This is a genomic window from Leclercia pneumoniae, from assembly GCF_017348915.1.
Classification (GTDB): domain Bacteria; phylum Pseudomonadota; class Gammaproteobacteria; order Enterobacterales; family Enterobacteriaceae; genus Enterobacter; species Enterobacter pneumoniae.
The window spans coordinates 2,671,286-2,683,962 of the sequence record NZ_CP071383.1 but is presented as its reverse complement, the minus strand read 5'-3'; the positions used below and the strand labels follow the sequence as shown (position 1 = coordinate 2,683,962).

Here is a 12,677-nt window from a genome sequence, read left to right as displayed (position 1 = left end):
TCTGCAGCCACTATCGACCTCACTACAGGTAAGGTAACGCTTGGCGCTAAAGATGCTGCTACAGCTGATTTCACAACCGGTTATACGAAAGCAAACACGAATAATGTTCTTGATGTCCCGGGTAAAACAACAGCCGCACAAGCTGCGATCGCAGTAGACATGACTGAATCGCCACGGGTTTAACAGACACCTCAGAGTCATTTAAGATGACTTAAAGAGAGGTGCCCATGAGCGGTAAGCGTTATCCCGAAGAGTTTAAAATTGAAGCGGTAAAACAGGTTGTTGATCGCGGCCATTCTGTTTCCAGCGTGGCAACACGTCTCGGTATCACCACCCACAGTCTTTATGCCTGGATAAAGGCATATGGCCCGGATTCCTCAACCAATAAAGTCCAGTCAGACGCTCAGGCTGAGATCCGACGCCTCCAGAAAGAGCTGAAGCGGGTTACCGACGAACGGGACATATTAAAAAAAGCCGCGGCGTACTTCGCAAAGCTGTCCGACTGAGGTACGCCTTTATCCGTGACAACACCTATTGCTGGCCTGTCCGACTGCTTTGTCGGGTGCTGGATGTGCATCCGAGTGGTTTTTACGCCTGGCTTCAGCAGCCGGATTCACGGCGGCATCATGCTGACCTGAGGCTGACGGGGCTGATAAAGCAGTTCTGGCTGGAGTCGGGTTGCGTTTATGGTTATCGCAAGATCCACCTCGACCTGCGGGATACCGGACAACAGTGCGGAGTTAACCGTGTCTGGCGACTGATGAAGCGTGCCGGGATAAGGGCTCAGGTCGGGTACCGTAGCCCACGGGCACGTAAGGGTGAAACCAGCATCGTGACGCCCAACAGGCTCCAGCGGCAGTTCAACCCGGAAGCACCGGATGAGCGTTGGGTAACGGACATCACCTACATCCGGACTCACGAAGGCTGGCTGTATCTGGCTGTGGTTGTTGACCTGTTCTCGCGCAAAGTTATTGGCTGGTCAATGCAGCCCCGGATGACAAAGGATATTGTCCTGAATGCACTTCTGATGGCCGTGTGGCGACGTAATCCTCAAAAGCAGGTGCTGGTTCATTCTGATCAAGGCAGTCAGTACACAAGCTATGAGTGGCAGTCGTTCCTGAAATCACACGGGCTGGAGGGCAGTATGAGCCGTCGCGGTAACTGTCATGACAACGCAGTCGCAGAAAGTTTTTTCCAGCTACTGAAACGTGAACGGATAAAGAAAAAGATCTACGGAACGCGAGAAGAAGCTCGCGGTGATATTTTTGATTACATCGAAATGTTTTATAACAGTAAGCGTCGGCATGGTTCGAGTGATCATATGCCACCAACTGAATACGAAAAACAATATTATCAGCGGCTCGGAAGTGTCTAGATTATCTGTGGCGATTCACATCCAGCTTATCAAACATAGTCCTCAGGCATGGGGCGTAATTAAATTCTCGCAGCAAACAGGGAACTGTCCTTATCTGGATGAATCTCGTCTTTGCATGGTGCAGAAGAATTTGGGTGCACAAGCGCTTAGCCAGACCTGCTCGGTATTTCCGCGCTCACAACGTCTCTATAAATCGGAAGAACAAAATTCTCTTGCTATCTCTTGCCCGGAGGTTGCCTCACTTATTTTCAAAAGTGCAGATGCTATGCGCCTTAATGAACAGGTAAAATTGCAAGATAAATTTCATAATCTGCCCGCGCTTACTACACAAAGCAAATTGCTCAACCTATTCTGTTTGAGTCTGATTGATCATATTGAATCTGATGTAGAAACCGCACTCTATGCTGTCGTCAAATTCCTGATATTTATAGAAAAATATGAATCTATTGATGACGATAATTTACCTGCTGTTGAAGGTGCTTACGCCTTACTGGCAGAACAATTGCATACGGGCCAAATGAAAGCGGAACTAGCAACCTTATCAGCTGATAATAAAGTTAAAATGTCATTAATAATGCTCATGCAGGATTTTTTCCGTAATGCCCAAATGTCTCGTGGTAGCGAAGTGATTAATCACTACATTGAGTGCCTGTTACGCCAGATGGTTTCCGGTGAAGAGATTAATGTTGAAGAAAAAATAGGGCGTCTGGAAGATGTCTGGCGGGATGAGGTTATCCCAAACATGCAGGGCAGTGAATTTGCTATCAAGAATTTTATCCTATATAAATTCTGGCAAAATAACTTCCCAAACCAACCTGGCATTCCACCGCTGCGCGCCCTATATATAGTTATTGCGGAATATTATTTTATTAAACTACTGATGTCGGCCTGCACGAAAGAGCGAGGTCATGCGGACATCGAAGATTTAACGAATATCGTTTACAGTTTCCACTCTCTCAGTCAGCATAATAAAGCAGTGACTGATGCCTTTTATCGTCACATTGAGAGCGTGAGATTAGGTGATGATATATCTTTGATTCATCTTCTGGCGTAAACTTTTTTGCGGCAAACAGATTGCTTTGCCGCTATTAATGCAAGCCGCTGAAAAGAAACATAAAAAACTCGTACAAAGTATACTGAGATGGTGTGGATAGCCAACAAAAGCTAAATAACCCTCTTTTTGTGTCTTTATTCATTCGATAGAACGCCCTGCAGAATCGGATAATCATGCCGATAACTCAATTAACGCAGGGCTGTTTATCGTGAATTCACTCTATACCGCTGAAGGTGTAATGGATAAACACTCGCTGTGGCAGCGTTATGTACCACTAGTGCGTCACGAAGCATTGCGCCTACAGGTGCGGTTGCCGGCGAGCGTGGAACTGGACGATCTGCTACAGGCGGGCGGTATCGGGTTATTGAATGCAGTTGACCGGTACGACGCTCTGCAAGGAACGGCATTTACTACTTACGCAGTACAGCGTATTCGTGGTGCGATGCTGGACGAACTGCGCAGCCGGGACTGGGTGCCGCGCAGCGTCCGACGTAACGCACGCGAAGTGGCGCAGGCGATGGGACAGCTGGAACAGGAGCTTGGACGTAACGCAACCGAAACCGAAGTGGCGGAGCGTCTGGGTATTGCTGTTGTCGAATATCGCCAGATGTTGCTCGATACCAATAATAGCCAACTCTTCTCTTATGACGAGTGGCGTGAAGAGCATGGCGATAGCATCGAGCTCGTGACTGATGATCATCAGCAGGAAAACCCGTTACACCAATTACTTGAAGGCAATTTACGCCAGCGCGTAATGGAAGCGATAGAAGCTTTACCGGAACGTGAGCAATTGGTGTTGACGCTCTATTACCAGGAAGAGCTCAATCTCAAAGAGATTGGCGCGGTACTGGAAGTCGGGGAGTCACGGGTAAGTCAGCTGCACAGTCAGGCCATTAAACGCTTACGTACCAAACTGGGTAAGTTATAGGTGATTCATTTCATCCGAAAAGTGCCGCACAACGTATTGACAACCAGGAGTTATCATGACGGTGCAGCAATCTAAAAGACGGCCTTTAAGCCGCTATCTGAAAGACTTTAAACACAGCCAGACGCATTGCGCCCATTGCCATAAATTGCTCGACCGCATCACGCTGGTTCGTCGCGGTGAAATCGTGAACAAGATTGCGATTTCCCGCCTCGATACCTTGATGGACGAAGCCGCGTGGCAAGAAGAGCAGAAAGAGTGGGTGGCGTTATGTCGTTTCTGCGGCGATCTTCACTGCAAAGAACAGAGCGACTTTTTTGATATCATCGGCTTCAAACAGTTCCTGTTTGAGCAAACCGAGATGAGCCACGGCACGGTCCGCGAATATGTCGTGCGCCTGCGTCGTCTTGGCCAGCATCTGACCACACAAGCGATTTCTCGCGATCTGCTGAAGAGCGGTTTACTGGATGAAAATCTGGAGCCGTGGCTGCCCGTCACCAGCACCAACAACTACCGAATTGCGCTGCGTAAATATGCACAGTTTAAGGCGCAAATGCCGGCGGTGCAGAAGCAGAAAGTCCTCCTCGAGACAACTTCTGATATATATTAAAAATGAATAACATGTAGCGCAGTCGTGTTTGACCTGTGGGCCAAACGCCCTACACTACAGTCAAAATTCCACTATATCGGGGTACTTATGAAATTAGCACTTCTGGGTCGTCAGGCGCTGATGGGTGTTATGGCCGTGGCGCTGGTTGCGGGTATGAGTGTCAAAACCTTCGCCGCCGAAGGTCTGTTAAATAAAGTCAAAGAGCGCGGTACGCTGTTGGTTGGGCTGGAAGGTACTTATCCTCCGTTTAGCTTCCAGGGTGACGACGGTAAACTGACCGGGTTTGAAGTGGAGTTTGCCGAGGAGCTGGCGAAGCATCTCGGGGTCAAAGCCTCGCTGAAGCCGACCAAGTGGGACGGGATGCTGGCATCGCTGGACTCTAAACGTATCGACGTGGTGATAAACCAGGTCACCATCTCTGACGAGCGTAAGAAGAAGTATGACTTCTCGACGCCTTATACCGTCTCAGGTATTCAGGCGCTGGTGAAGAAAGGGAATGAAGGCAGTATCAAAACCGCCGCCGACCTGAAAGGCAAGAAAGTGGGGGTTGGTCTGGGCACTAACTATGAAGAGTGGCTGCGCCAGAACGTACAGGGCGTGGATATCCGCACTTATGATGATGACCCGACTAAATACCAGGATCTGCGCGTAGGCCGTATCGACGCCATCCTTGTTGACCGTCTTGCTGCGCTGGATCTGGTGAAGAAAACCAAAGACACCCTGGCAGTGGCCGGTGACGCGTTCTCCCGTCAGGAATCCGGTGTTGCCGTGCGTAAAGACAATGAAGATCTCGTGAAAGCCATCGATGGCGCGATTGCCGATATGCAGAAAGATGGCACGCTGAAGAAACTCTCTGAGAAGTGGTTCGGCGCAGACGTCACCCAATAAGTTTTTGCTCAGAAAAAGGCGCTTATTCAGCGCCTTTTTTATTTCCTGCCGATCTACGTGCATAATAAATAATAACAGATCAAACAGACCCGCCGGGGGAATCCATGTCATTGCAAAACTTAACGCGTTATCCGCGTCTGGAATTTATTGGCGCACCGACGCCGCTCGAGTATTTACCTCGTTTATCGGATTACCTGGGCCGCGACATACTGATCAAACGGGACGATGTGACTCCAATGGCAATGGGCGGTAATAAACTGCGCAAACTGGAGTTTCTGGCCGCTGAAGCCCTGCGTGAGGGGGCCGATACGCTCATCACCGCCGGCGCTATTCAGTCGAACCACGTCCGTCAGACCGCGGCCGTCGCCGCGAAGCTGGGACTACACTGTGTGGCCTTGCTGGAAAATCCGATTGGCACCCGCGCGGAAAACTATCTCACCAACGGCAACCGCCTGCTGCTCGACCTGTTTAATGTGCAGATTGAAATGTGCGATGCCCTGCACGACCCTGTCACGCAGCTTGATGAACTGGCCACCCGCGTTGAAGCGCAGGGGTTCCGACCTTATGTCATTCCCGTTGGCGGATCAAACGCACTGGGCGCGCTGGGCTATGTGGAGAGCGCGCTGGAAATTGCCCAGCAGTGTGAAGGTGCGGTAGGGATTTCGTCGGTAGTGGTGGCCTCGGGCAGCGCGGGCACGCATGCCGGGCTGGCGGTAGGGCTGGAACAGCTTATGCCGCAGGTTGAGCTCATTGGCGTGACGGTCTCGCGCAGCATTGCGGATCAAAAACCGAAAGTGGTCACGCTGCAACAGGCGGTGGCGCAAGCGCTGGAAGTCACGGCCAGCGCGGACATCACGCTCTGGGATGACTACTTTGCGCCAGGCTATGGCACGCCGAATGATGAGGGGATGGAAGCCGTCAAACTGCTGGCGCGCCTGGAAGGTATCCTGCTCGACCCGGTCTATACGGGCAAAGCCATGGCAGGGCTTATCGATGGGATTAGCCAGAAACGCTTTAAGGATGAAGGGCCTATTTTGTTTGTCCATACTGGCGGAGCGCCGGCTCTTTTTGCCTACCATCCTCATGTTTAACTGCGGGTAGAAAAATTCGAATGCAAGAAAGTATCCAACTGGTTATCGACTCCTTGCCCTTCTTGCTCAAAGGGGCGGTATTTACGCTGCAACTGAGTATCGGCGGCATGTTCTTTGGGTTGCTGCTGGGCTTTATACTGGCGTTGATGCGCATGTCATCGATTCTGCCGGTGCGCTGGCTGGCGCGTTTTTACATCTCAGTCTTCCGCGGCACGCCGCTGATTGCCCAGCTGTTTATGATCTATTACGGTCTCCCGCAGTTTGGTATTGAGTTGGATCCCATCCCGGCGGCCATGATTGGGTTATCGCTTAACACGGCGGCATATACTTCTGAAACACTCCGTGCCGCCATTTCGTCTATTGATAAAGGGCAGTGGGAAGCCGCAGCCAGTATCGGAATGACGCCATGGCAGACGCTGCGCAGGGCGATTTTACCGCAGGCGGCGCGCGTAGCATTACCGCCGCTTAGCAACAGTTTTATTAGCCTGGTGAAGGATACGTCGCTGGCGGCCACGATTCAGGTGCCGGAACTGTTCCGTCAGGCGCAGCTGATTACGTCGCGTACGCTGGAGGTATTCACCATGTATCTGGCGGCCTCTCTGATTTACTGGGTGATGGCGACGGTCCTCTCCGCGCTGCAAAATTACTTTGAAAACCAGCTGAACCGCCAGGAGCGTGATCCGAAATGAGTGCTATCGAAGTCAAAAACCTGGTTAAAAAATTCCACGGTCAAACGGTACTGCATGGTATCGATCTGGAGGTCCAGCAGGGCGAAGTGGTGGCCATTATCGGCCCCAGCGGCTCGGGTAAAACTACCTTACTGCGCAGTATAAACCTGCTGGAGCAGCCAGAAGGCGGCACCATCCGGGTAGGGGATATCACTATTGATACCGGTAAACCCATGGGGCAACAGAAGGGGCTAATTCGCCGTCTGCGCCAGCATGTGGGTTTCGTCTTCCAGAGCTTCAATCTGTTCCCTCATCGCACGGTGCTGGAGAACATCATTGAAGGGCCGGTTATCGTAAAAGGTGAGCCGAAAGAGGAGGCGACAACCCGCGCCCGCGAACTGCTGGCCAAGGTGGGACTATCAGGGAAAGAGACCAGTTATCCGCGCCGTCTCTCCGGCGGGCAGCAGCAACGCGTGGCTATTGCCCGCGCGCTGGCAATGCGCCCGGAGGTAATTCTGTTTGATGAACCCACATCCGCACTCGACCCAGAGCTGGTGGGGGAGGTATTAAATACCATCCGTCAACTGGCTCAGGAGAAGCGCACGCTGGTGATCGTGACCCATGAGATGAGCTTTGCTCGTGACGTGGCGGACCGGGCTATCTTTATGGATCAGGGGCGTATTGTTGAGCAAGGGCCGGCAAAAGCGTTATTCGCCGACCCGCAACAGCCGCGTACCCGACAGTTCCTGGAAAAATTCCTTCTTCAGTAGAATCTTTGTTCTTTTTTGCTCCAGAAACATTATCTGGAGCAAATAATTCCCCCTGAAAGTCTTTACATATATTGTTTTATTCTGTCTGAATTGCTGTAACCACATAAATTCTGTACAAATTTCCCTTGTGGTCGATATTTTACACATATAAATAAGATTTATGTGTTAGTTTAATCAATCCATAATAATGATTATCTTTTACAGGGGCTTCATTCCGTAAGTATGAAGGATTCAGACTTTTTCACATGGCGACGGGATTGCTATCTTCGGTTTCAGGAAATGACTTCGGCCGATCAGGTATATTCCGAACTTCTGCGACAAACACAGGCACTAGAGTTCGATTATTTTTCGCTTTGTGTCCGTCATCCCGTGCCGTTTACCCGGCCTAAACTCTCATTGCAGAGTAATTATCCGGCGCAATGGCTATCGCATTATCAGGCGGAGAATTATTTCGCCATCGATCCGGTACTCAAACCAGAGAATTTTGTGCACGGCCACCTCCCCTGGAATGACGCGTTGTTTGCCGATGCGCAACCCCTATGGGATGGCGCACGGGAGCATGGGCTGCGCAGGGGAATTACCCAGTGCCTGATGTTACCGAATCATGCGCTCGGTTTTCTGTCCGTCTCCAGCACGGTGCAAGGCATTAATAGATTCAGCAAAGAAGAGCTGGAGTTGCGTCTGCAAATGCTGGTGCAGATGGCGCTGACCACCCTGTTGCGTCTGGAACATGAAATGGTGATGCCGCCAGAGATGAAATTCAGCAAGCGCGAGAAAGAGATTCTGAAATGGACGGCGGAAGGAAAAACCTCAGCAGAAATAGCGATTATTCTCTCTATTTCTGAAAATACGGTGAACTTCCATCAGAAGAATATGCAGAAGAAGTTCAATGCGCCAAACAAAACGCAGATAGCCTGTTATGCGGCGGCGACGGGCATTATCTGACGCGTTCTGACGTTCTGCGTGCCAGACGAAAAAACGGCTAAATGCAATGCGTTCAGCCGTTTTTGTTTTTACTGACGGTAAGCTTGTTTAATCTGCTTAACCGTGCTGGAAAATACGTCGGCCTGAGCCTGGTCTTCCATTTGCGCGATCTGCTTTTCCATCTTAAGGATCACACGACCCGCATCAGCCTGGCCCATTGCCTGAAGCATCAGGGTCAGAAGGGATTTCAGACAGGAGACTTCCTGCGCCAGTTCCTGGTTATTTTCCGCAGTGGCGAAATCAGGTGTGCTCATTCATTTTCCTCATTATAAAAACGGCGCATACGCGCTTAGACCTTAGTTAAGGCGGCGGAGTATACCACAAGCTTGACAAAAAAATGCAGCGGTTGTTTTTTGTACTTTTGGCATGCGGTTTAATTGAATAAACAATCAATAAGCATAAACTTCATCTTGCTTTTACTGACAATTAACATATACCGGCAGTTTTAATGCAGTTAATTATTGTTACAAAAATTTGAAAATTATATTGGTGAACGCAACCCCGCCTGAACAATTGTAACCTTCTGAAAAAAGGGAGCTAAAATTTAGCGACAAGCGTTGAAGTGCCTTCTTATCGTTTCCAGTTACTGTATAGGTTAATTTCCAAAAATTTGTTCGGTATCGCTTATCTGCATTTTTAACGTTTTAAAGTTGAGGTAAAAAACGGTAATATATACGACATTAGCATTCCATAGCGTTATCCCTATTCTGGAGACTTTCCATTGATCAACGTCCTTCTTGTTGATGACCACGAACTGGTGCGCGCAGGGATACGACGCATTCTGGAAGATATTAAGGGTATTAAAGTTGCCGGTGAGGCCTGCTGCGGTGAAGACGCCGTAAAATGGTGCCGCGCCAATACCGCCGATGTTGTCCTGATGGATATGAATATGCCTGGGATCGGCGGGCTTGAAGCAACCCGAAAAATCGCCCGCGCCTTTGTAGACACCAAAGTCATTATGCTGACGGTGCATACCGAGAACCCCCTTCCTGCACGTGTTATGCAGGCAGGTGCTGCAGGTTATTTAAGCAAAGGCGCTGCGCCGCAAGAGGTGGTCAACGCCATTCGCTCTGTTCACGCCGGACAGCGCTATATCGCCTCTGACATTGCGCAACAGATGGCGCTAAGCCAGATTGAGCCAGAAAAGACCGAATCACCCTTTGCCAGTTTGTCTGAGCGCGAATTGCAGATTATGCTGATGATAACCAAAGGCCAGAAGGTGAATGAGATTTCCGAGCAGCTTAATCTCAGCCCGAAAACGGTGAACAGCTACCGCTATCGTATGTTCAGTAAACTGAACATTCATGGTGATGTCGAACTCACTCACCTGGCCATTCGCCATGGTCTGTGTAATGCAGAGACCTTAACCAGTCAGTGAGTGATGTGTTTGAATCCAGTGCATTTCTGAAAACCGTGACCAGCCAGCCCGGCGTCTACCGGATGTACGATGCTGGCGGTACGGTTATCTATGTCGGTAAAGCCAAGGACCTTAAAAAGCGTCTTTCCAGCTATTTCCGTAGCAATCTTGCGTCCCGTAAAACGGAAGCGCTCGTCGCGCAAATCCAGCAAATTGACGTAACCGTCACCCATACGGAGACGGAAGCGCTGCTGCTTGAACATAACTACATCAAGCTCTATCAACCTCGCTACAACGTACTGCTGCGCGACGACAAATCCTATCCGTTTATTTTCCTCAGCGGCGACACCCACCCGCGTCTGGCAATGCACCGCGGTGCAAAGCATGCGAAAGGGGAGTATTTCGGTCCATTCCCGAATGGTTACGCAGTGCGTGAAACGCTCGCCTTGCTGCAAAAAATCTTCCCGGTTCGCCAGTGCGAAAATAGCGTCTACCGCAACCGCTCGCGCCCTTGTCTGCAATATCAGATCGGCCGCTGCCTGGGGCCCTGCGTCGCCGGGCTGGTCAGCGAAGAGGAGTATGCGCAGCAGGTGGAGTACGTGCGGCTGTTCCTGGCCGGTAAAGATGACCAGGTGCTCACGCAGCTTATTGAGCGGATGGAAAAAGCGAGCCAGGCGCTGGCCTTCGAAGAGGCAGGGCGAATTCGCGATCAGATTCAGGCCGTGCGCCGGGTCACAGAGAAGCAATTCGTCTCCAATAATGGTGACGATCTGGATGTGATTGGCGTGTCGTTTGATGCGGGCATGGCCTGCGTCCACGTGCTGTTTATTCGTCAGGGTAAAGTGCTGGGCAGCCGGAGCTACTTCCCCAAAGTACCGGGTGGCACCGAACTGGGTGAAGTGGTCGAAACGTTTGTCGGACAGTTCTATCTGCAGGGAAGCCAGATGCGTACGCTCCCCTCGGAAATCTTGCTCGATTTCAACCTTACCGATAAAACGTTGTTAGCAGAGTCGCTCTCTGAGCTGGCCGGGCGTCGCGTAAATGTGCAGACCCGTCCACGCGGCGATCGGGCCCGTTATCTCAAGCTGGCGCGAACCAACGCGGCCACGGCGCTGACCACCAAACTGTCACAGCAATCTACAGTTCATCAGCGTCTTGCCGCGCTGGCGACGGTGTTAAAATTGCCGGAAGTGAAACGCATGGAGTGTTTCGACATCAGCCACACCATGGGCGAGCAGACCGTCGCATCCTGTGTGGTCTTTGATGCCAACGGCCCTCTGCGCGCAGAGTATCGCCGCTACAATATTACCGGCATAACCCCGGGTGATGATTACGCTGCCATGAATCAGGTTCTGCGCCGCCGCTACGGCAAAGCGATTGAAGAGAGCAAGATCCCGGATGTTATCCTGATTGACGGTGGCAAGGGGCAGCTAGGCCAGGCGAAAACGGTGTTTGCCAAACTGGACGTCAGCTGGGATAAGCATCATCCTCTGCTGCTGGGTGTCGCCAAAGGTACCGATCGTAAGGCGGGCCTGGAGACGCTATTCCTGGAGCCGGAAGGGGAGGGATTCAGCTTGCAGCCGGACTCACCGGCGCTGCACGTCATCCAGCACATTCGCGATGAGTCGCACGATCATGCGATCGGTGGTCACCGTAAAAAGCGGGCGAAGGTCAAAAATACCAGTACGCTGGAGACCATTGAGGGCGTTGGGCCAAAACGTCGCCAGATGTTGTTGAAATATATGGGCGGATTGCAAGGTTTACTCAACGCCAGCGTTGAGGAAATTGCAAAAGTGCCGGGTATTTCGCAAGCGTTGGCAGAAAAGATCTACTACTCGTTGAAACATTGAGGGCTCTGTAGCAACATAGAGCTAATATTTACTGCCAACAAACAGTTACCGTCACTATGCGATTAAATATTCCAACGCTACTCACGCTTTTTCGTGTCGTACTTATCCCGTTCTTTGTAGTGGCGTTTTACCTGCCCTTCATTTGGGCGCCATTCGCATGTGCACTTATTTTTCTTGTCGCCGCCGTCACCGACTGGTTTGACGGCTATCTGGCGCGCCGCTGGAATCAGAGCACCCGCTTCGGCGCGTTCCTTGACCCGGTGGCTGATAAAGTGATGGTCGCCATTGCAATGGTGCTGGTCGCCGAGCACTATCACAGCTGGTGGGTGACCTTGCCAGCCGCAACCATGATTGCCCGCGAGATTATCATCTCGGCGTTGCGTGAGTGGATGGCTGAGATGGGCAAGCGCAGCAGCGTGGCGGTCTCCTGGATTGGCAAAGTGAAAACCACTGCGCAAATGGCCTCGCTGGTCTGGATGCTGTGGCGACCGAACGCCTGGGTAGAGTGGGCCGGCATTGGTCTGCTGTGGGTGGCAGCGGTGCTCACGCTCTGGTCTATGTTGCAGTATCTGAACGCCGCACGTGGCGATTTGCTTGAACAGTGATCGTTTCGCCGTAATTTTCAGCAAACGAACAATACTGACGAAAATTAACGTTGACTCAAAACGTCATATAAGTAGAATGCAACGCATCGAACGGCGGCACAGCCAGCCAGTCGATAGCAAAATCAAGTGATTAGCGAATGACTTGATGATTGCGGGAATAGCTCAGTTGGTAGAGCACGACCTTGCCAAGGTCGGGGTCGCGAGTTCGAGTCTCGTTTCCCGCTCCAAATTAAGTGCATCGGCAGTTGCGGATGCCGTCGAAAGACAGAAGATTTAAGGCGCGTTAGCAAAGCGGTTATGTAGCGGATTGCAAATCCGTCTAGTCCGGTTCGACTCCGGAACGCGCCTCCACTTTCTTCCCGAGCCCGGATGGTGGAATCGGTAGACACAAGGGATTTAAAATCCCTCGGCGTTCGCGCTGTGCGAGTTCAAGTCTCGCTCCGGGTACCATGGGATACAAAGAATAATCAAAGCAATAAGCAGTGTCGTGAAACCACCTC

General features: G+C 51.2%; 14 protein-coding genes and 3 tRNA genes. 15 read left to right on the top strand and 2 right to left on the bottom strand.

What is annotated here, in order from left to right; translation table 11 throughout:
* Positions 1 to 227: 227 nt before the first annotated feature.
* From JZ655_RS13075 to sdiA, 9 genes are all read left to right on the top strand, one after another.
* A protein-coding gene (locus JZ655_RS13075; protein WP_160435769.1) for an IS3 family transposase occupies positions 228 to 1,375 on the top strand; the annotation gives its coding sequence in 2 pieces (ribosomal slippage) (positions 228 to 465 and positions 465 to 1,375; 1,149 coding nt in all).
* Positions 1,376 to 1,382: 7 nt separating this feature from the next.
* Complete coding sequence (fliB, locus tag JZ655_RS13070; RefSeq protein ID WP_207291999.1) at positions 1,383 to 2,429, top strand: flagellin lysine-N-methylase; 1,047 nt, start codon at positions 1,383 to 1,385, stop codon at positions 2,427 to 2,429.
* Positions 2,430 to 2,637: 208 nt separating this feature from the next.
* Positions 2,638 to 3,357 carry an RNA polymerase sigma factor FliA gene (fliA, locus tag JZ655_RS13065; RefSeq protein WP_040075043.1) on the top strand — a complete coding sequence of 240 codons (720 nt, stop codon included), beginning with the start codon at positions 2,638 to 2,640 and terminating at the stop codon, positions 3,355 to 3,357.
* A gap of 55 nt (positions 3,358 to 3,412) precedes the next feature.
* Positions 3,413 to 3,964 carry a flagella biosynthesis regulatory protein FliZ gene (gene fliZ, locus JZ655_RS13060; RefSeq protein ID WP_046884871.1) on the top strand — a complete coding sequence of 184 codons (552 nt, stop codon included), beginning with the start codon at positions 3,413 to 3,415 and terminating at the stop codon, positions 3,962 to 3,964.
* Between the two features lie 87 nt (positions 3,965 to 4,051).
* Positions 4,052 to 4,852 (top strand): cystine ABC transporter substrate-binding protein, encoded by an 801-nt coding sequence (gene tcyJ, locus JZ655_RS13055; RefSeq protein WP_046884872.1) that lies wholly within the window; start codon positions 4,052 to 4,054, stop codon positions 4,850 to 4,852.
* A gap of 104 nt (positions 4,853 to 4,956) precedes the next feature.
* Positions 4,957 to 5,943: a D-cysteine desulfhydrase gene (dcyD, locus tag JZ655_RS13050; RefSeq protein WP_046884873.1), complete on the top strand. Its 987-nt coding sequence runs from the start codon at positions 4,957 to 4,959 to the stop codon at positions 5,941 to 5,943.
* Between the two features lie 20 nt (positions 5,944 to 5,963).
* Positions 5,964 to 6,632, top strand: coding sequence for a cystine ABC transporter permease (gene tcyL, locus JZ655_RS13045; RefSeq protein ID WP_046884874.1), 669 nt, complete (start codon positions 5,964 to 5,966; stop codon positions 6,630 to 6,632).
* Positions 6,629 to 7,381, top strand: a complete 753-nt coding sequence (tcyN, locus tag JZ655_RS13040; protein ID WP_207291998.1) for an L-cystine ABC transporter ATP-binding protein TcyN — start codon at positions 6,629 to 6,631, stop codon at positions 7,379 to 7,381. The genes tcyL and tcyN overlap by 4 nt, the downstream gene beginning before the upstream one ends.
* Before the next feature lie 222 nt (positions 7,382 to 7,603).
* The gene (gene sdiA, locus JZ655_RS13035) at positions 7,604 to 8,326 is read left to right on the top strand and encodes a quorum-sensing transcriptional regulator SdiA (RefSeq protein WP_040075050.1); all 723 of its coding nucleotides are present in this window, start codon (positions 7,604 to 7,606) and stop codon (positions 8,324 to 8,326) included.
* Between the two features lie 68 nt (positions 8,327 to 8,394).
* On the opposite strand, the gene JZ655_RS13030 is transcribed toward sdiA, so the two are convergent.
* Both JZ655_RS13030 and JZ655_RS21645 read right to left on the bottom strand, forming a co-directional pair.
* Entirely contained in the window at positions 8,395 to 8,619 is a 225-nt protein-coding gene (locus JZ655_RS13030) for a DUF2594 family protein (RefSeq protein WP_040075051.1), read from the bottom strand.
* A 35-nt stretch (positions 8,620 to 8,654) separates the two neighbouring features.
* Positions 8,655 to 8,708: a hypothetical protein gene (locus JZ655_RS21645; protein ID WP_422732497.1), complete on the bottom strand. Its 54-nt coding sequence runs from the start codon at positions 8,706 to 8,708 to the stop codon at positions 8,655 to 8,657.
* 378 nt (positions 8,709 to 9,086) lie between these two features.
* Here JZ655_RS21645 and uvrY point away from each other — a divergent pair, with 378 nt between their 5' ends.
* The 6 genes from uvrY to JZ655_RS13000 all read left to right on the top strand — a co-directional run bounded on the left by uvrY (position 9,087) and on the right by JZ655_RS13000 (position 12,627).
* Positions 9,087 to 9,743: a UvrY/SirA/GacA family response regulator transcription factor gene (gene uvrY, locus JZ655_RS13025; protein ID WP_040075052.1), complete on the top strand. Its 657-nt coding sequence runs from the start codon at positions 9,087 to 9,089 to the stop codon at positions 9,741 to 9,743.
* Positions 9,740 to 11,572, top strand: coding sequence for an excinuclease ABC subunit UvrC (gene uvrC / locus JZ655_RS13020; protein WP_207291997.1), 1,833 nt, complete (start codon positions 9,740 to 9,742; stop codon positions 11,570 to 11,572). Before uvrY ends, uvrC begins: the two co-directional genes overlap by 4 nt.
* 56 nt (positions 11,573 to 11,628) lie before the next feature.
* Positions 11,629 to 12,177 (top strand): CDP-diacylglycerol--glycerol-3-phosphate 3-phosphatidyltransferase, encoded by a 549-nt coding sequence (pgsA, locus tag JZ655_RS13015; protein WP_040075055.1) that lies wholly within the window; start codon positions 11,629 to 11,631, stop codon positions 12,175 to 12,177.
* A 151-nt stretch (positions 12,178 to 12,328) separates the two neighbouring features.
* Positions 12,329 to 12,404 (top strand) — tRNA-Gly (locus JZ655_RS13010).
* A gap of 50 nt (positions 12,405 to 12,454) precedes the next feature.
* Positions 12,455 to 12,528, top strand: a tRNA-Cys gene (locus tag JZ655_RS13005).
* Positions 12,529 to 12,540: 12 nt separating this feature from the next.
* Positions 12,541 to 12,627 (top strand) — tRNA-Leu (locus tag JZ655_RS13000).
* The last annotated feature ends 50 nt before the right edge of the window (positions 12,628 to 12,677 follow it).